Here is a 20,132-nt window from a genome sequence, read left to right on the forward strand (position 1 = left end):
AAGCGCTTTTAATTAAAAGTTTTCAAAGCGTTCGGTTTTCCCCTTTCCCGGATAATGCTATAATTGAGAAGATTGAGAAAGAAAGGATGTTTAAAATCATGTCATCCAAAAGTGAATTACTTGAACGCATGAACCCACGGCAAAAAGAAGCCGTTATGCATACGGAAGGACCGTTGCTGCTGATGGCAGGTGCAGGAAGCGGGAAGACCCGTGTCCTAACCCACCGAATCGCCTATTTAATAGAAGAAAAAAATGTGAATCCATGGAATATTTTAGCCATCACATTTACCAATAAAGCGGCACGTGAAATGAAGGAACGGGTCAGTCAACTATTAGGATCGGGTGGAGAAGACGTTTGGGTTTCAACCTTCCACTCGATGTGTGTCAGAATCTTGCGCAGGGACGTTGATCGTATTGGCTATTCGAAGAATTTTACCATCATTGACTCTTCTGAGCAAAATACACTGATGAAACGGGTATTAAAAGAATTGAATATCGATCCCAAAAAATATGATCCTCGTTCTATTTTGGGAACGATCTCTCATGCAAAGAACGAGCTGTTGACACCTGAAGCTTACCAAGCCATGGAAGGTAGTCTATTTGAGCAGATCGTAGGTCGTTGCTATGAAAAATATCAAAAAGAGCTGCGAAACAATCAATGCATGGACTTCGATGATTTAATCATGAATACGATCCGCCTCTTCCAAGACAATGAAGATGCGCTGCAATTTTATCAACGGAAATTCCACTATATCCATGTCGATGAATACCAAGATACCAACCACGCCCAATACACGCTGGTCAATTTATTGGCCGCTCGTTTTCGAAATCTTTGTGTTGTTGGGGATGCGGACCAAAGTATTTACGGTTGGCGTGGTGCCAACATGCAAAATATTTTAGACTTTGAAAAGGACTATCCAGATGCCGCAACGATTTTGTTAGAGCAAAACTATCGTTCAACGCAAACGATTTTAAATGCGGCAAACCAAGTAATCAAAAATAACCGCAACCGTCCAGATAAAAATCTATGGACAGAAAATCATGATGGGGAAAAGATCACTTATTATCGCGGGGATAGTGAACGAGATGAAGCGCGATTTATCGTCAGTGAAATGCAAAAACAAATTGCAGAAAAGAACCGTAAATTCGGTGATTTTGCGATACTGTATCGGACCAATGCCCAGTCACGGATCATTGAAGAAATGCTTTTAAAAGCCAACGTTCCTTATACGATGGTCGGCGGCAGAAAATTCTATGACCGCAAAGAAATCCGTGATATTTTGGCCTATTTATCGGCGATCGCCAATCCGCGAGATTCCATCAGCTTAGAGCGTATCATCAATGTACCGAAACGTGGGATCGGTGCGACATCCGTCGAGAAACTACGAGCGTTTGCGAATCTTCATGAATGGTCATTGTTAGAAGCAGCCATGAATGTCGAGTTAGCGAATATTTCTGGAAAGGCTGGCAAAGAATTAGGGAGCTTTGGGATGATGATGGATGGCTTCGCCCAGATGGTTCCTTACCTATCAGTAACCGAACTGACGAAAGAAATATTAGAAAAAACGGGTTATCGTCAAGAGTTAGTCAACCAGAATAATTTAGAAGCACAAGCTAGACTTGAAAACTTGGAAGAATTTTTATCGGTTACCCAAGAATTCGACAAACGATTTGAGGCGCAAAACGAAGACGATGCAGATGCACCAGATGAGAAGTTGAGTGTTTTCTTAAATGACTTAGCTTTATTGTCAGACGTCGATAGTTATGAAGAAGAAAGTAGTCAAGTGACTTTGATGACCTTGCATGCTGCAAAAGGACTAGAGTTTCCAGTGGTATTTTTGATTGGGTTGGAAGAAAATATCTTCCCGCTTTCTCGTGCCTTAATGGAAGAAAGCGAGCTCGAAGAAGAACGGCGCCTTGCTTACGTGGGAATCACTCGTGCCGAGGAAGAGCTCTTTATGACCAACGCTTTTTCCAGAACATTATACGGTCGGACCCAATACAATCGTCCGTCTCGGTTTATCGAAGAGATCGAACAAGATCTGCTGCAATCATTAGGCGAGCGTTCACAGCCGAAAGCTGCTGCACCGTTTCAACCAAAAGTGTTCAAACCGAGCTATACACAACCGCGTCAAACGACCGTCGCTTCTAAACAACAGACTTCTGCAGCTGGTAATACTTGGCAAGTAGGCGAGAAAGTTCAACATAAAAAATGGGGAATCGGTACCGTCGTTCGGACGACTGGCAGCGCGCAAGATGTTGAATTAGATGTGGCGTTCCCACAACAAGGCGTCAAACGATTGTTGGCGGCCTTTGCGCCGATTGAAAAAGTTGAAAAATAAGGAGGATATTAGGATGGATGTCCCTTCAAAAGAAATCCAATCACGAGCAGAAGAGCTGCGCACACAATTAAATCAGTATGCTTACGAATACTATGTAAAAGATCAGCCTTCCGTGGAAGATTATCTCTATGATCAGCTATATGCAGAACTGGTTGAAATTGAAACCAATTATCCGCAGCTAGTAACCGAAGACTCACCCACCCAACGAGTAGGCGGTATCATTTTACCTGGCTTTGAAAAGGTCACGCATGATATTCCGCTGTATAGCCTGAACGATGTCTTTGACAAAGAAGGAATCGTGGCTTTTGATGCCCGTGTTCAAAAAGCACTGGGGAAAGCGGTAGATTATGTCTGCGAGTTAAAGATCGATGGATTGTCAATTTCCTTGAAATATGAAGAAGGGCGCTTTGTTCGTGGAGCAACTCGAGGAGATGGTACGGTAGGTGAAAACATTACAGAAAACCTAAAGACCGTCAAATCGATTCCACTGAAATTAAAAGAACCGATCTCGTTGGAAGTTCGTGGCGAATGCTATATGCCAAAGGCTTCGTTTTTGAAATTGAATCAACAGCGAGAAGAAGAAGGGGCGGAAGTTTTTGCCAATCCTAGAAACGCAGCGGCTGGAAGCTTGCGACAATTAGACACACGGATCGCAGCCCAAAGAAACTTAAGCACCTTCTTGTACACACTAGCTGACTTTGGACCAATTGAAGCCAATGATCAATTTTCAGCATTGAATGAACTGGATCAATTAGGCTTTCGTACAAATCACGAACGCAGAGTGTGTCACACCATCGATGAGGTTTGGGCATATATCGAAGAGTTTCATGACAAGCGCAGTGAGCTTCCCTATGAGATTGACGGCGTAGTCATCAAAGTCAATAATTTCAAAGATCAAGATGCGCTAGGCTTTACCGTAAAAGCACCCCGATGGGCGGCAGCATATAAGTTTCCACCGGAAGAAGCGGAAACAGTGATCGAAACGATCGAATGGACCGTGGGACGGACGGGTGTTGTGACACCGACCGCTGTTATGACCCCTGTTCGTGTTGCTGGAACGACGGTCAGCCGTGCCAGTCTCCATAATGTAGATTTCATTAAAATGAAAGACATCCGGATTGGCGATTCGGTCATCATCTATAAGGCGGGGGACATTATTCCAGAGGTTGCGAAAGTCTTGGAAGAAAAACGAACAGAAGCAAGTCAACCCTTTGAATCGCCTACACATTGTCCCGAATGTGGGAGTGAGCTGATCCATTTAGATGAAGAAGTTGCCTTGCGTTGTATCAATCCAAAGTGTCCAGCACAGATCAAAGAAGGACTCAGCCATTTCGTTTCACGGAATGCTATGAACATTGACGGTTTAGGGCCCCGTGTTTTAGAGCAAATGTTCGATAAATCCTTAGTTAAAGATGTGGCCGACTTGTACTTTTTAACAGAAGAACAATTGTTGACCCTTGATAAAATCAAAGAGAAATCAGCCAATAACCTGTTGCGGGCGATTCATCAAAGTAAAGGAAATTCGGTTGAACGTTTGATTTTTGGGCTAGGCATCCGTCATGTCGGTGCGAAAGCGGCTCGGATTTTAGCAGAACATTTCGGTGATCTGCGGGCGCTCAGCAAAGCCAAGGAAGAAGAAATCATTTCGCTAGAAGCTATCGGCGCAACGATTGCTGAAAGTGTCGTCACGTATTTTGACAATCAAGAAGTTCACGACCTGTTAGATGAACTTGAAAGAGCGGGTGTCAACTTTGCTTATTTGGGGCTTAGAAATGAACAGTTGGAAGACGTCGAATCACCATTTAAAGAGAAAACCGTCGTTTTAACAGGAAAATTAAGTCACTTCACTCGTGAAGAAGCCAAGGAACGAATTGAAAATCTCGGTGGGAAGGTAACAGGCAGTGTATCGAAAAAGACCGATATCGTTGTTGCTGGGGAAGAGGCAGGCAGCAAACTGACCAAAGCACAATCCCTAGGTGTCACCGTTTGGGATGAAGCTCAAATGGTGGCTGCGATCGAAGGCAGTCATTCGGCAGATCAATAACCTTTAAGCATTGTCACAGACGAGAAGCAGTTGTTTTTTCTTGTCTAATTGAAATCATTTCTTCCCTGCACTACGAGGAAAGAAATGATTTCTGCTTTTATTTGCAATTATATTTGATAATTTTCAAATTCTATTTCATGATTTGTTAAAAAAATGATACAATACATTGGAAAAACGTAAACGTAGATTACGGATACGAGAAAGAGGAGGATTTTATGGCGATCAGCGAAGAACAAGTCAAACACGTTGCCAAACTAGCAAAACTTTCATTCTCAGACGATGAATTACATGAGTTTACCTCTCAGCTAGGGAAAATTATTGATATGGTTGAAACACTTGAAGAAGTGGACACCACAGGAGTACCATTCACATCGAATGTCGCAGAAACGATTAACGTGATGCGTGAAGATGTAACGACCGGCGGCTGGGACCGTGATGAATTAATGAAAAATGTTCCAGAATCCGAAGAAGGCTTTATCAAAGTGCCTGCAATCATTGATAATGGGGAGGCGGGTGCCTAATGACTGAATTATATAAAAAAAGCTTAGAAGAATTACACAGCTTATTAGTGTCAAAGGAAATTACTGCAACAGACTTAACGAGCGAAACCTTTGCTCGCATTAAAGAAACAGAGCCGAAAGTCGATGCGTTTCTAGCGTTGAATGAAGAAAAAGCGCAGGAATTGGCACAAGCCATCGATCAAAAAGGCATCACTGAAAGCAATGTGTTGGCGGGAATTCCAATCGGAATCAAAGACAACATCGTTACCAAAGATTTGCGGACAACAGCTGCTTCAAAAATCTTAGGTAATTTTGATCCAATTTACGATGCGACCGTTATGGACAAAGTTTATCAAGCAGACATGATTCCAGTTGGTAAGTTAAATATGGATGAATTTGCCATGGGCGCAAGTACCGAAACATCGTTCTTTAAGAAAACGAAAAACGCTTGGGACGAAACAAAAGTACCTGGTGGTTCATCAGGTGGCTCGGCGGCTGCCGTTGCAGCTGGACAAGTCCCCCTATCATTAGGTAGCGATACGGGTGGTTCGATTCGTCAACCAGCAGCTTTCAATGGAATCGTCGGGATGAAGCCAACTTACGGACGGGTTTCTCGTTTTGGTCTGATCGCGTTTGCATCATCTTTAGATCAAATTGGACCGATGACGCGTGGTGTGAAAGACAATGCCTTTGCATTAAATGCCATCAGTGGGTTTGATGCGAAAGATAGTACATCAGCAGGCGCTGCTGTCCCTGATTTTACAGCAGGTTTGACGGGTGATATCAAAGGTATGAAAGTCGCTTTGCCAAAAGAATACTTAGGTGAAGGGATCCAAGCAGGCGTTCGAGAAGCAATCTTAAAAGCAGCGGACACTTTCCGTGCGTTAGGAGCGACTGTGGAAGAAGTCAGCTTGCCACACTCAAAATACGGGGTAGCCGTTTACTATATCATCGCTTCTTCTGAAGCAAGTTCTAATTTGCAACGTTTTGACGGTATTCGTTATGGTTTCCGTTCAGAAAATGTCAACAATCTAGAAGATGTCTATGTCAATTCTCGCAGTGAAGGATTCGGGGAAGAAGTAAAACGCCGGATCATGTTAGGTACGTTTTCACTAAGTGCTGGCTACTACGATGCCTACTTCAAAAAAGCCGGTCAAGTACGGACGTTGATCAAACAAGATTTCGATAAGGTCTTCAGCCAATACGACTTGATCATTGGCCCAGCTTCCCCAACGGTAGCATTTGGTATTGGAGAAAACATCAATGATCCGATCACCATGTACTTGAATGATATTTTAACCATTCCTGTGAACTTAGCAGGACTGCCAGGGATGTCGATCCCAGCAGGTTTTTCTGAAGGACTGCCAGTCGGCTTGCAGATCATTGGGAAACATTTTGATGAAGCAACCATGTATAAAGCGGCTTATGCCTTTGAACAAGCAACTGATTTCCACACGAAAAAACCAGTGATTTTAGGAGGGGATAAGGCATGAACTTCGAAACAGTCATTGGGCTTGAAGTCCACGTAGAATTAAAAACAGAATCAAAGATTTTTTCTCCAGCACCTGCTCACTTTGGCGCTGAACCAAATAGCAACACGAATGTGATCGACTGGGGCTATCCAGGTGTTTTACCAGTAATGAACAAAGCGGCTATCGAATTTGGGATGAAAGCTGCGCTTGCGCTGAATTGTGAAATCTCAAAAGAAACGCATTTCGACCGCAAAAACTATTTCTATCCCGACAATCCAAAAGCGTATCAAATTTCGCAATTCGATCAACCGATCGGTCATGATGGGTGGATCGAGATCGAAGTGGAAGGCAAAAAGAAAAAGATTCGCATCGAGCGAGTTCATTTGGAAGAAGATGCTGGGAAAAACATGCACGGCAAAGGCGGTTATTCTTATGTTGATCTAAATCGTCAAGGAACCCCTTTGATCGAGATCGTTTCCGAAGCGGATATGCGTTCACCAGAAGAAGCATATGCGTATCTAGAAGCGTTGCGTTCAATCATCTTGTTCACAGAAGTATCCGATGTGAAGATGGAAGAAGGTTCCATGCGTTGTGATGCGAATATTTCGTTGCGACCTTACGGCCAAGAACAATTCGGAACAAAAACAGAACTGAAAAACTTAAACTCTATGTCCTTCGTGAAAAAAGGGTTGGCATTTGAAGAAAAACGCCAAGCCAAAGTATTGCTTTCTGGAGGCGAGATCCAACAAGAAACTCGACGTTTTGATGAAGCAACCAGCAAAACCTTATTGATGCGTGTCAAAGAAGGTTCTTCTGATTATCGTTACTTCCCAGAACCAGATATCCCACGGTTTGTGATCGATGATGAATGGATCGAACGTGTACGTCAAAGCTTGCCAGAAATGCCGCAAAAACGTCGTGCCCGTTACATCTCTGAATTGGGCTTACCAGAATATGATGCAATGGTCTTGACTTTATCAAAAGAAATGTCCGATTTCTTTGAAAAAACCATCGATGCTGGTGCTGATCCTAAACAAGCTTCTAACTGGTTGATGGGTGAAGTTTCAGCGTATCTGAACAGCGAGAAATTGGAACTGCCAGAAACGAAATTAACCCCAGACAATTTAGCGGGGATGATTCGTTTGATCGCCGATGGCACGATCAGTTCGAAGATTGCGAAAAAAGTCTTCAAAGAATTGATCACAAACGGCGGCGACGCTGAAGAAGTCGTAAAAGCCAAAGGATTGATCCAATTATCAGATCCTGCGCAATTACTACCAATGATCAATGAAGTATTAGATAACAACCAACAATCCGTCGATGACTTCAAAAACGGAAAAGACCGCGCAGTCGGTTTCTTAGTTGGTCAAATCATGAAAGCAACCAAAGGACAAGCGAATCCAGGCGTTGTGAACAAGCTGTTGCAAGAAGAACTAGCAAAGCGATAAGAGGCAAGCGATGAAAAGAGCAAGAGTAATCTACAACCCAACATCTGGGAAAGAATTGATTCGAAAAAACTTAGCAGATATTTTAGATGTTTTGGAAACTGGCGGTTATGAGGCGAGTGCATTTGCCACGACCGCTGCGCCATTTTCCGCTCGTGATGAAGCAAGAAGAGCCGGCGAAGCTGGTTTTGATTTGGTGGTAGCTGCCGGTGGGGATGGCACGATCAATGAAGTCGTCAATGGGATCGCTCCTTTAGAAAAGCGACCAAAAATGGCGATCATTCCTGGAGGCACGACCAATGACTACGCACGAGCATTAAAGATTCCCCGTACGGATATCAAAGCAGCTGCGGAAGTGATTTTGAAGCAGCAGACAGTGAAAATGGATGTCGGAAAAACACCCAACATGTATTTTATCAACATTGCTGCTGGTGGGCACTTAACGGAATTGACCTACGATGTTCCTTCTGAACTGAAAAGTGTTTTTGGCTACTTAGCTTATCTAGCAAAAGGAGCGGAATTACTCCCTCGTGTCAAACCAATCAAAATGCATCTAAAGTATGAAGACGGAGAATACATTGGCGGAGCGTCGATGTTCTTTTTAGGGCTGACGAATTCAGTGGGGGGCTTTGAACAGATTGCGCCTGATGCAAAGCTTGACGATGGGAAATTTTCGTTGATCATTGTCAAAACGGCCAATATTTTTGAGATCGTCCACTTAGTTGCTTTAATGATGAATGGTGGAAAACACATCAACGATCGTCGTCTGATTTATACGAAAACATCTTTTCTTGAAGTAGACGCACCAGAACAGGTCAATCGTTTAATGATCAACCTTGATGGCGAATACGGCGGAGATGCTCCTATGCGCTTTGAAAACCTACACAATCATATTGAGTTTTTTGCAAATGTCGATCAAATCCCTGACGATGCGGTCGTTGGTGAGCAAAATTATCAAGAGATGAGCGAAGGGTTTATTAAAGAAGTCGAACGTCTTTCCGATGAGGACATCAATGGGGATGGCAAGATCGGCGACGAAACAAAGTAAACGATTTTTCTTTTCATGCGAGCTGAAAGAACAGGGACTTTTGGACCTGTTCTTTTTTTAAAACGTAATTGTGGAAAAGCAGGCACCGATTTTTTTTCGAATACTTGATAGAATAGCTTTTCTTAAATTTTAGTAAAGGTCGTTTTTTATAAAGTGTTTCACGATTCGTCTTTGTTTCACGTAGTCAGGCGCGGATCATATAAATAAAACGAATAAAATTTCCAAAACACGAATGATAATCGTCAAAAAGCGAACTTTTCGAATATATGCTCATTAAAGTTCGTTATTTCCGCATTTCTATCCAATCTATGGATGCAAAAGCGAATAAGAATATGCTATAATGGTGAAACGAAGAAATGGGGGGACCGGAATGGAGCAAATCGATTCTACAAAAGCGCTTGATCTGCTGAGAGATGACGCAGAACGAATCAAAAAGCTGATCCGAAACCAAGAAAATAGTTTATGTATCGCACAATGCAAAGCATTTGAAGAAGTGGTTGATACCCAGATGTATGGTCTATCACGACAAGTGGCATTTGCGATCCGCTTGGGGATCGTTGATAATCAAACAGGGCAGCAATTGATGGCGGATCTTGAAAAAGATTTGAACCAATTGTATAGCGAGGTCTACGAGGACCAGCGGATACCTGACATCGGCAAGGAGGCATAAACTTGCCAGAGAAAGTAAAGAAAAGACATTTATTAGATTATAGTATTTTATTACCATATATTGTTATGTGTGTCACGGGCTTGATGATGGTTTATAGTTCCACATCTTACGTTGCGATGACCGCCACACAACCGACCACAGCTGCTTCTTACGTCATCAATCAAACATTATTTTGGTTGGTGAGCCTAATAGCGATCACTGTCATGTATAAAATGAAAACGGATGTTTTTCGGAACAAAAAATTTGTCCAGATCGCCATGATCGTCATCTTGTTCTTATTGATCGCTGCCTTCTTTTTCCCAAGAAGAAATGGGGCACTCGGTTGGTTATCGATTGCTGGCTTTTCCATTCAACCAGCAGAGTATTTAAAGTTTATTGTGATTTGGTTTTTATCGGTGACGCTATCTTATCGTCAAAAAGGTATCCAACAAGAATTTTGGAAAACGGTTTGGCGTCCAATCGGAATCGTTTTTGTCTACACCGGGATCATGGCACTTTATCCCGACTTAGGGAATGCTGTAATCGTTATGTTGCTGGCATTTGTCGTGTTATTGTCTAGCGGATTGAATTACCTGTATACCTTAATATTAGGTGTGGCAGGTATTATCGGTAGTATGTTGATCGTCTTGTTTGTGAATCTAACTGGTGGTAAGCTTTTACCCGACTATGTCTATAGTCGCTTTTCATCCTTTTTGAACCCGTTTGCTGATGAATACAATACAGGTCATCAAATGGTTAATGGGTATTACGCAATGTTCAACGGTGGGCTGTTCGGGCGCGGGCTTGGAAATAGTATCCAAAAACGTGGCTTCTTAAACGAAGCGCACACCGATTATATATTTTCGATCGTTATGGAAGAATTAGGGCTGATCCCATCGATCATCATTTTAGGTGTTTTATTTTATATGGTGGGACGGATCTTTCTTGTCGGTATCCGTTCAAGAGATCCCTTTAATTCCATGATGTGTATAGGGATAGGGACATTATTTATGTCTCAGATTTTTATCAACTTAGGTGGAATCACTGGTTTGATCCCATTGACGGGAATCACTTTCCCATTTCTAAGTCAAGGTGGATCAAGCTTGCTGATGCTATCGATTTGTATCGGTTTTGTGTTAAATATCAGTGCCGAAGAAAAGAGGAAACAGGTTTATTTGAATTATTGATCAATTGAATGGAGTGGATTAGATGAAGAAAATTCTTGTTGCCAATCGTGGAGAAATCGCGATCCGTGTCTTCCGCGCATGTGCGGAACTTGGGATCAAAACTGTCGGAATTTATGCTGCGGAGGATGAATACTCCGTCCATCGCTTTAAAGCAGACGAAGCGTATTTAGTAGGGAAAGGCAAACGTCCGATCGATGCGTATTTAGACATTGAAGATATCATTCGCACGGCGAAAAAGGCCGGTGCCGAAGGAATCCATCCTGGATACGGCTTTTTATCAGAAAATCTGGGATTTGCTCAACGCTGTGAAGAAGAAGGTTTGATTTTCATCGGACCATCCACCCATCATTTAGATATTTTTGGCGACAAGATCAAAGCAAAAGCAGCAGCGATCGAGGCCGGGATTCAATCAATTCCTGGCTCTGACGGTCCAGTTGCATCGATCGATGACGTTTTAGCTTTTGCAAACGAACATGATTATCCAATCATGATCAAAGCAGCCCTTGGGGGCGGTGGGCGAGGCATGCGTGTCGCTCATGATGAAAAAGAAGCAAGAGACGGCTACGAACGTGCCAAAAGTGAAGCCAAAGCGGCATTTGGTAGCGATGAAGTCTACGTTGAAAAATACATTAGTAATCCAAAACATATTGAAGTCCAAATTTTAGGAGATACGCACGGAAACGTCGTTCACTTATTTGAACGTGATTGCTCGGTTCAGCGCCGCCACCAAAAAGTAGTCGAGGTGGCACCTTGTGTGTCAATGACTGATGAACAACGGGAAAAAATATGCCAAGCAGCCGTTCAACTAATGAAGCATGTCGGGTATATCAATGCTGGAACCGTGGAATTTTTAGTAGAGGGCGACAAATTCTACTTTATCGAAGTAAACCCACGGGTTCAAGTGGAACATACGATCACTGAAATGATCACCAATTTAGACATCGTGACGACACAAATTTTGATTGCACAAGGCAAAGACTTGCATAAAGAAATCGGAATTCCTGAACAAAAAGACATTCGCTTTGAGGGTGTTGCGATCCAATGTCGCGTGACGACAGAAGATCCAGCGAATAATTTTATGCCAGATACTGGTAAGATCGATACCTACCGCTCTCCAGGTGGGTTTGGGGTTCGTTTAGATGTCGGAAATGCTTATGCCGGTGCAGTGGTAACCCCTTATTTCGACTCGCTACTTGTAAAAGTCTGTACGCATGCTGCTTCGTTCGACCAAGCAATTCAAAAAATGATGCGCTGTCTGAAAGAATTCCGAGTACGTGGTGTAAAAACAAACATTCTCTTTATGCGTAATGTTGTTTCTCATCCAGCCTTTCGTTCAGGGGAAGCCAAAACCACCTTTATCGACAATACGCCAGAACTATTCAATTTCCCTCGGATTCGTGACCGTGGAAACAAAACCATGAAGTATATCGGTGAAATCACGATTAATGGATTCCCGGGAATCGAAAAACAAAAGAAACCTTTCTACAATGAACCACGGATGCCACAACACATCCAAGCAACGCCTGATTTTGTCAGCGCCAAAAATATCTTAGATACGAAAGGTGCCGAGGGTGTCGTTGAATGGATCGGTCAACAAAAGAATGTCTTACTGACGGATACAACCTTCCGAGATGCCCATCAAAGTTTGTTGGCAACTCGTGTAAGAACCCATGACTTTAAGAAAATTGCCGCGATGACGGAAGCTGGTCTACCACAATTGTTCTCAAGTGAAATGTGGGGTGGGGCAACCTTTGACGTTGCGTACCGTTTCTTAACAGAAGATCCATGGGAAAGATTGCGGATGTTCAGGAAAAAAATGCCGAATACACTCTTACAAATGTTGTTTAGAGGCTCCAACGCTGTCGGGTATTCCAATTATCCAGACAATGTGTTGGAAGAATTCATCAAAGAATCTGCGGCACAAGGAATCGATGTATTCCGAATCTTTGATAGTTTGAACTGGGTCCCACAAATGGAGAAAAGTATCCAAGCCGTTCGCGATACGGGGAAAATTGCAGAAGCGACGATTTGTTATACAGGGGATATCAATGATCCATCCCGCCAAAAATATTCGGTACAATATTACAAAGACATGGCAAAAGAACTGCAAAATCTTGGTGCCCATATTATTGCGATCAAGGATATGGCTGGATTATTAAAACCGCAAGCGGCTTATCGTTTGATCAGTGAGTTAAAAGATACGATCGATGTACCGATCCATCTGCACACGCATGATACCAGCGGGAATGGGATTATCACTTACTCAGCAGCTACCAAAGCTGGCGTTGATATCGTGGATGTCGCTATGTCAGCTATCAGTGGCGCAACGAGTCAGCCAAGTATGAGTAGTTTGTATTATGCTCTTTTAAACGGCGAGCGTTGCCCAGAGATCAATGTGGATAATATCCAACAATTGAATCACTATTGGGAAGATGTCCGTATGTACTACCATTCCTTTGAAAATGGCTTGAACGCCCCTCAAACGGAAGTGTACAAGCATGAGATGCCAGGAGGACAATATACCAATCTCCAGCAGCAAGCCAAAGCCGTTGGTTTAGGCGAAAAATGGGATGAAATCAAAGAAATGTATCATGAAGTCAATATGATGTTTGGAGACATCGTGAAAGTGACACCTTCTTCGAAAGTCGTGGGCGATATGGCGCTCTTCATGGTACAAAATGGCTTGTCAGAAAAAGATATTTTTGAAAAAGGCGATACATTGAGTTTCCCAGAATCAGTGATCACCTTCTTCCAAGGCGAGTTAGGTCAGCCAGTCGGTGGTTTCCCGAAAGAATTGCAACGCATTATCTTAAAAGGACGCCCAGCCTTTACGGAACGTCCAGGAACCTTTGCCAAACCAGTTGATTTTGCCGAAGTGAAACAAGAACTAGCTGAAAAAATCGGCTATGAACCAAAACACGAAGAAGTCTTGAGCTACTTGATGTATCCGCAAGTCTTCCTTGATTATCGAAAAGCGTATGAGCAGTTTGCCGATGTAAAAGTCCTTGATACACCAACCTTCTTTAATGGTATGCGCTTAGGTGAAACGATCAATGTCGAATTAGAAAAAGGCAAAATCTTGATCATTCGTCTCGATGAAATCGGTGAACCAGATATCGAAGGCAATCGGACCCTCTTCTTTAACTTGAACGGTCAACGACGAGAAATTGTTGTGAAAGATAGTTCGATCATCAGTTCTGTTCAAACAAAACGCAAAGCAGAGCCAACGAACAAAGAACAAATCGGTGCCTCCATGAGTGGTTCAGTTTTAGAAGTATTAGTCAAAAAAGGTGACCGAGTGGCACGTGGACAGACGTTGATGGTCACTGAAGCGATGAAGATGGAAACTTCCGTCGAAGCTCGCTTCTCTGGTGTAGTTGAGCATGTTTACGTAACCGATGGTGAACCAATCCAGTCAGGAGACCTTCTGATTGAAGTCAAAGAAAAATAAGGAGTCGATCAGCAGATGAAGCGAAGGGGATTATTATTTTGCGGCTTATTTTTCCTAGCCCTGATAATCGTGTATTTGCAGCCAGTATTCATGCAAAACGCTTCAGATTCAAGAATGACGATCGAAAACCCAATCAAAGCACCAACGACCATGAATTATGAACCAATCGCAGCCCAAGGATTAGCTGAATTGATTGGGGAGCCTGTTTCTGATTTTGAAGAAATCTACGGGCTTCCAGTTCAAACGTATCGCTCGGGCTACGAGTTTGAAATTCGGGTCTACAATCAATTAGACGATCAGCAATATGTTGAGATCAATACTGATGGTGAGAGTGTGCAGGCAATCAAAGTGATCGGCGCCGGGGGATCTTCCCTAGCGCCCTTTGCAATGGGCATGACCTTGACTGACTTGACTGAGCTGACCATGATTTATCCAAATTTCACCTTGACACAAAATGATCGCACCATCAGTTTTGAATTGATGGAAGAAGATATGAACTACCGACCCTTAGTAGCGTTTGATAATGGGACATTTGCTGTTTTATTCTTTGATCAAGAGACGGCTCAACTGCAGGCGATCACTTACTTGGATCAGACGACCCTGCTTAAGTTAGCGCCCTATCCCTTGACAGAAGGAGAACGACCGCTGTTTCAAGTTTCGCAAACGATTGACCAAGCACAAGCTGATCTTGAAAAAGAGACGTTAGCTTTTGTCATTATTGATAAGCTTCGTAATCAAATCGGTTTGGAAAGCTTTGTACAAGATACCCAGACACATCAAGATGCGGTCGGACTTTTAGCGGATTTGACGAATAATCTATCGGATCATTTGACCTCTCAACGCATCCATTCCTATCAACGTGCTCTTTCTTCGGAAAAAACGAGCAATTTTGTTTTGACGAACGATGAGTGGCAGGAGTTATTAGCAGCGAAGGAGTTAGAGGCTTCTGCTTCGATTTTTGAAGCGCCTGTCTATGATCCAACCTTTACTATTTTATCTTGGTTCAGTAACCCAAGATTTACTGAACGTTTGACCCATGAACAATCAGAAAAGATAGGAATTGCTTTTTCTGAAGCAAATATGGTAGTCTTAGTGCAAGAAGATGTAGAAGGGACCGAGGATAGTACATCAGATGATTTACGATGAAGCCTTTTTCGAGATTGAAGATCAAATCGATTCACTTGTAACGGCAATCAAAGCGAGTGAAACGTGTAGAAACTATCAAATAGCGAAACAAACCATGCATCAAGATCCTGTTGCTCAGGAATTGATGCGAACGTTTTTAGAAAAAAAGCTGGATTTTGAAAGAATTGAAGCGTACGGCGCATATGCCCCTGATTTCAAAGAGAAAAAGCGTGCGATGCGCACAGCTAAGCGACAGCTGGATCTCAATGAGCAAGTGAGCGAGTACCGCTGGAGTGAAACGCAGCTGCAGCGTTTGCTGGATGAACTGACCGTAGCGATTTCTACGTGTTTTTCACCAACTGTCAAAGTGGATGCTGGAAGTCCTTTTTTTCAATCAAAATCAAGTTGTGGAGGAAATTGTCATGCACGAGGATAAAACGCCTTTTACGATGCAGAAGCGTCGAGGATTGATCGTATGGGTCTACAGCCTACGTCAACTAAAAAATTTGCGTCGTTTTGGCTTCGTTCATTATGTGTCACGTAAAATGAAATACGTGGTCATGTATTTGAACGAAGAAGAATACGAAAGCAAAAAAACAAAAATCGAGCAGTTTCACTTTGTTCGACAAGTTGAAGCTTCCTATCGACCAGATGTAGAAATGGATTTTGCTGAAAAAATTGGTACATCAGCAGCCTATCCAGTGAAAGATGAAGGGTTTGATATCGAAGAAAAAAATACGATGATTCGATTGGCAGAAAACGTGTAATAGAAAAGTGGGGGTGCCTTGAGTCACCGCCATTTTTTTATTGCTATTTATAGAAACAGTGCTATATTTGTATTTACGAAGATCTTGGAGGGAAAAACGCATGCGTGTAGTAGCCGGAGAATATGGTGGCCGCAGATTAAAAAGTCTTGCTGGAGATAACACTCGCCCCACGACAGACAAAGTAAAAGGGGCGATCTTTAACATGTTAGGGCAATATTTAGATGGAGGAGTTGTACTGGATCTGTTTAGTGGGAGCGGGGGCTTAGCGATCGAAGCGGTCTCTCGTGGTGCGGAGCATGCCGTTTGTGTCGACCGTAGTTTTCCAGCTATCAAAGTGATCCGTGAAAATATTGCAATAACCAAAGAACCAGAAAAGTTCACGGTACTAAAAATGGATGCCAATCAAGCCTTACGCCAGTTTGCAGCTGAGGGACAAAGCTTTGACTATCTATTTTTAGATCCACCTTACGCAAAGCAAGAGATCCTGCAACAGCTAGAAGCTATGCTTAAGGATGAATTGATTCGTCCGTTTGCTTATGTGGTTTGCGAAACAGATAAGTCTATCGTCTTGCCAGAAAAGATTGGTTCTTTGCATTTGATGCGCGCCCAAACCTATGGCATATCTGCGGTGACGATCTATAGAAATGAGGGATAACATGAAAAAGATTGCTTTATTTCCAGGAAGTTTTGATCCGCTGACGTCAGGTCATGTGGATCTGATTGAGCGAGGCGCAACGCTTTTTGATGAACTGATCGTGGGTGTTTTTACAAATACCAATAAAAAAAGTTTTTTTACAAGTGAAGAAAAAGTTCATCTAATTGAAGAAGCCCTCGCTCATATTCCAAACGTCAAGATTCTGGCGCAAGAAACGGAGCTGACGGTCACGATCGCGAAAAAACTAGGCGCACAGTTTCTGCTTAGAGGCATTCGCAGTGTGAAAGATTATGAGTATGAGCGGGACATCATGGAAATGAATCATCACTTAGAACCTTCCCTAGAGACCGTCTTTCTTTTAGCAGATGCAAAGCATAGTTTCATCAGCTCCAGTTTGTTGAAAGAAATCTTAACCTTTAACGGCGATGTTGCGGAATATTTACCACAAAATATCTACGATGCTATAGTAAAGAAGCGTGATACCAATGAATCTTAAATCAACGATCAAATATGTTCTCTTGTTTGTTTTAGCACTGATCATCGCAGCCTGTGCCTTTTTGCCGATTCCTTATTATATCGAGCAACCTGGTGCAACGATCGATTTAAAAGAATTGATTACCGTCAATCAAAAAGAAGACACCTCAGCCGGCTCCTTTTCTTTAACCAGTGTCGGGATTCGACAGGCTACTGTGTTTACGGCGATTGGAACGAAATTCAATGAATTTCAAGACTTGATCAGTAAGGAAGAACTTTTAGGCGGTGCGACAGATGAGGAGTACAATCGCATCCAGCGCTACTATATGGAATCCTCGCAAAATAGTGCGATTGAGCAAGCATTAAAGCTGGCAGACTTGCCTTATGAAATGACCTATAAAGGGGTCTATGTCATGGGGATCGATCCAAATTCCAGTTTTGCGGGGAAAATATCCGTGGGAGATACCGTCACCGCTGTCAATGGCAAAGAATTTAAAAGTAGCCAAGACTTTATCGACTATGTACAAAGTCAAACCATTGGTGATGAGATCACCGTAACTTACTTGCAAGATGGTGAAGAAAAAGAAGCAACAGGCAAATTAATTGAACTGGAAAGCAATCAAAAAGCAGGTATCGGTATCTCACTCGTCGATCATACAGAGATCACTTCTGATGAAGAGATCGTGATCGATTCTGGCAATATCGGTGGGCCTTCAGCTGGGTTGATGTTCACCCTTGAAATCTATGAACAGCTAACTGGAGATAACTTGCGTAAAGGCCATAATATTGCTGGAACCGGAACGATCTCAGCTGATGGGACGGTTGGTCGAATCGGTGGGATTGACAAAAAAGTAGCGAGTGCCAGCGAAAGTGGAGCAGAAATCTTTTTTGCTCCGGACGATGAAATCACTGATGAAGAGCGTGAAATAGATCCTTCCATTAAAACGAATTACGAAGAGGCAGTGGCCGCAGCGAAGAAGTTAGACACAGACATGAAAATCGTTCCGATCGCCAATGTCCAAGATGCATTGGACTACCTAGCAACACTAAAAGAAGCAAATTAAAACGGCACTTGCCGTTTTTTTTATTGTCTAAAGAATACAGTAGGCTCAAAGAAAAGGTTATGCTATACTTTTAGATAAGGAGTGTGAATCTAGTGGAATTAAAAAGACAACAACCGATCGTTGAAGCATATCATTTTGATATGAAACCGAAAGACAAAGAAATGGAAACAAAATTGAATGTCGGCTTTGCGCCGTTAAAAGTCAAAGATGAAGAATATATGGAAAAAAACAGTATTATTGGTGCCCGCTTAGAATTCCAATTGGTGTTCCCTGATTACGTTTTGTCAGGACGTGTCGGACAAGTCAATCATATTTTGAATCGCAAAGTCAATTCTGGAGAGGATTTGACGAAAGCCGAAACTGATCGCTTGGTTGAGCCCTTGTTTGATATCGTCAAACGCTTGACTTATGAAGTGACAGAGATCGTGACCGACAAACCAGGTTTACAATTGAACTTTAATACCAATTCGAACGCTGCGCAAGAAGCGAAGGAAGCAGACGAATAACGAGAAATAGGAGGGATGCCCATTGTTTTCCAATCAAATGCAAGTGATGCTATACGTTGACGATGTGACAAAAGCAGTTGAGTTTTGGCAAGAACTAGGGTTTGTGATCATTGAACAACAAACCGTTGATGGAACATCCGTCGTTGAAATCGCGCCATCAAAAGAGGCGGAGGCACATTTTGTCTTATATGACCGTGAGTTTATCGAAACACATTCACCTGAAGTCGCTTTGAATTCCCCATCGATCATGTTTTTTGCAGAAGATATTACGACACTTTATAAGAAGCTTTTAGAGATGGAAGCAGAAGTGGGTGAATTGATTCAGATGGAAGAACAACTGGTTTTCAATTTTGCCGATCCGGATGGCAATTATTTTGCTGTTTCAGGAAAATAGCTTTTGTCGATCGTAACCAATCATTCGTCCTTTTGAACCCGACTTTATGTTGTCGTACTGTTCAGGACAAATGGTTGGTTTTTTCGTTTTATTGCAAGACATTTTACAGGCAAAGGTCTAAAATTGATAACAAGAGAATCAATTGCCTTTAAGGAGGAAATGACTATGCAAAACTATCTATATGCAATCAGTGATATTCATGGAATGGCCGATCTGTTTAAAAAACTTCTTACCGATTATGACCCTAAGCTCCATCAGCTGCTTTTGATTGGAGACTTAAATGATCGGGGGCCGAAGTCAAAAGAGTGTTTTTTTCTGGGAAAAAAGTTAGTCGAAGAATACCAAGCGATTTATTTACGCGGCAATCACGAGGAGTATTTTCTGCAATTTCTAAATGCCCCTGAGGATTGGTTTGCCGCTTACGTACGCAATGGCGGCAAAGAAACGATTGAAAGTCTTTTGCATACAGGCGCTACTGAGGAGTATTCGCCGACGGAAATCGCCTTAATGATCCGCAGTAGCTATCGAGACTTAATAGAGTTTTTGATGGAGCGACCGCTTTATTACGAATGGGGAAAGTATCTCTTTGTTCATGCGGGCGTGGATTTAAGTAAAAAAGATTGGCGTAAGACCGCAGACCATGATTTTATCTGGATTCGCGAGCCGTTTCATAAAGGAAAAAACCGTACAGGAAAAACGATCGTTTTTGGCCATACCATCACGCCCATGCTGCATGGAGATATGCAGACGACGGATCTATGGCAACAAGACGACAAAATCGGCATCGATGGCGGGGCAGTATTTGGTGGATCGGTGCATGGCGTGATTTTTGATGACAAAGGGATCGTTCAGGACATTGAATACCAAAATTTAGCAGGTCCTTGGCAACCAGACTTTTAAAAGTCTTTTTGAGAAAAGACAAAAGCAGCCATAACAAGAGTCGCGAAAGCAACATTGTTTTCGTGCAATCTTGTTCGCTCAATGGCTGTCTTTTTTATGTTAAAATAGC

The 20,132-nt window shown here is 42.6% G+C and carries 18 protein-coding genes; all 18 read left to right on the plus strand.

What is annotated here, in order from left to right; translation table 11 throughout:
* Nucleotides 1-98: 98 nt before the first annotated feature.
* The 18 genes from pcrA to Q1X33_RS06745 all read left to right on the plus strand — a co-directional run bounded on the left by pcrA (nt 99) and on the right by Q1X33_RS06745 (nt 20,023).
* Entirely contained in the window at nt 99-2,342 is a 2,244-nt protein-coding gene (pcrA, locus tag Q1X33_RS06660) for a DNA helicase PcrA (protein WP_005225975.1), read from the plus strand.
* Nucleotides 2,343-2,355: 13 nt separating this feature from the next.
* A complete protein-coding gene (ligA, locus tag Q1X33_RS06665; RefSeq protein ID WP_081117063.1) occupies nt 2,356-4,386 on the plus strand; it encodes an NAD-dependent DNA ligase LigA in 2,031 nt (676 codons plus the stop codon).
* Between the two features lie 215 nt (nt 4,387-4,601).
* A complete protein-coding gene (gene gatC, locus Q1X33_RS06670; protein WP_005225977.1) occupies nt 4,602-4,907 on the plus strand; it encodes an Asp-tRNA(Asn)/Glu-tRNA(Gln) amidotransferase subunit GatC in 306 nt (101 codons plus the stop codon).
* Nucleotides 4,907-6,379, plus strand: coding sequence for an Asp-tRNA(Asn)/Glu-tRNA(Gln) amidotransferase subunit GatA (gatA, locus tag Q1X33_RS06675; RefSeq protein ID WP_005225978.1), 1,473 nt, complete (start codon nt 4,907-4,909; stop codon nt 6,377-6,379). The genes gatC and gatA overlap by 1 nt, the downstream gene beginning before the upstream one ends.
* Entirely contained in the window at nt 6,376-7,806 is a 1,431-nt protein-coding gene (gatB, locus tag Q1X33_RS06680) for an Asp-tRNA(Asn)/Glu-tRNA(Gln) amidotransferase subunit GatB (protein WP_005225979.1), read from the plus strand. Before gatA ends, gatB begins: the two co-directional genes overlap by 4 nt.
* 10 nt (nt 7,807-7,816) lie before the next feature.
* On the plus strand, nt 7,817-8,851 hold the full coding sequence (locus Q1X33_RS06685) for a diacylglycerol kinase (RefSeq protein WP_005225980.1): 1,035 nt from the start codon (nt 7,817-7,819) through the stop codon (nt 8,849-8,851).
* A 370-nt stretch (nt 8,852-9,221) separates the two neighbouring features.
* Nucleotides 9,222-9,521, plus strand: a complete 300-nt coding sequence (locus tag Q1X33_RS06690; protein WP_005225981.1) for a YlaN family protein — start codon at nt 9,222-9,224, stop codon at nt 9,519-9,521.
* Between the two features lie 2 nt (nt 9,522-9,523).
* A complete protein-coding gene (locus Q1X33_RS06695) occupies nt 9,524-10,687 on the plus strand; it encodes an FtsW/RodA/SpoVE family cell cycle protein (protein WP_005225982.1) in 1,164 nt (387 codons plus the stop codon).
* Between the two features lie 22 nt (nt 10,688-10,709).
* Nucleotides 10,710-14,138 (plus strand): pyruvate carboxylase, encoded by a 3,429-nt coding sequence (locus tag Q1X33_RS06700; protein WP_005225983.1) that lies wholly within the window; start codon nt 10,710-10,712, stop codon nt 14,136-14,138.
* Nucleotides 14,139-14,153: 15 nt separating this feature from the next.
* Entirely contained in the window at nt 14,154-15,284 is a 1,131-nt protein-coding gene (locus Q1X33_RS06705) for a CAP-associated domain-containing protein (protein ID WP_005225984.1), read from the plus strand.
* The gene (locus Q1X33_RS06710) at nt 15,271-15,699 is read left to right on the plus strand and encodes a YlbF family regulator (RefSeq protein WP_005225985.1); all 429 of its coding nucleotides are present in this window, start codon (nt 15,271-15,273) and stop codon (nt 15,697-15,699) included. The genes Q1X33_RS06705 and Q1X33_RS06710 overlap by 14 nt, the downstream gene beginning before the upstream one ends.
* A complete protein-coding gene (locus Q1X33_RS06715) occupies nt 15,686-16,030 on the plus strand; it encodes a YlbG family protein (protein ID WP_005225986.1) in 345 nt (114 codons plus the stop codon). The genes Q1X33_RS06710 and Q1X33_RS06715 overlap by 14 nt, the downstream gene beginning before the upstream one ends.
* Nucleotides 16,031-16,130: 100 nt before the next feature.
* Nucleotides 16,131-16,685, plus strand: a complete 555-nt coding sequence (rsmD, locus tag Q1X33_RS06720; RefSeq protein WP_005225987.1) for a 16S rRNA (guanine(966)-N(2))-methyltransferase RsmD — start codon at nt 16,131-16,133, stop codon at nt 16,683-16,685.
* A gap of 1 nt (nt 16,686) precedes the next feature.
* A complete protein-coding gene (gene coaD, locus Q1X33_RS06725) occupies nt 16,687-17,181 on the plus strand; it encodes a pantetheine-phosphate adenylyltransferase (protein WP_005231326.1) in 495 nt (164 codons plus the stop codon).
* Nucleotides 17,171-18,223 (plus strand): SepM family pheromone-processing serine protease, encoded by a 1,053-nt coding sequence (locus Q1X33_RS06730; protein WP_270787878.1) that lies wholly within the window; start codon nt 17,171-17,173, stop codon nt 18,221-18,223. The genes coaD and Q1X33_RS06730 overlap by 11 nt, the downstream gene beginning before the upstream one ends.
* Nucleotides 18,224-18,315: 92 nt before the next feature.
* Entirely contained in the window at nt 18,316-18,729 is a 414-nt protein-coding gene (locus Q1X33_RS06735; RefSeq protein WP_005225990.1) for a DUF1149 family protein, read from the plus strand.
* Between the two features lie 22 nt (nt 18,730-18,751).
* Nucleotides 18,752-19,123, plus strand: a complete 372-nt coding sequence (locus Q1X33_RS06740; RefSeq protein ID WP_005225991.1) for a VOC family protein — start codon at nt 18,752-18,754, stop codon at nt 19,121-19,123.
* 165 nt (nt 19,124-19,288) lie between these two features.
* Nucleotides 19,289-20,023, plus strand: a complete 735-nt coding sequence (locus tag Q1X33_RS06745) for a metallophosphoesterase family protein (protein WP_005231330.1) — start codon at nt 19,289-19,291, stop codon at nt 20,021-20,023.
* The last annotated feature ends 109 nt before the right edge of the window (nt 20,024-20,132 follow it).

This window comes from Enterococcus sp. B2E4, from assembly GCF_030499455.1.
GTDB classification, from domain to species: domain Bacteria; phylum Bacillota; class Bacilli; order Lactobacillales; family Enterococcaceae; genus Enterococcus_D; species Enterococcus_D casseliflavus.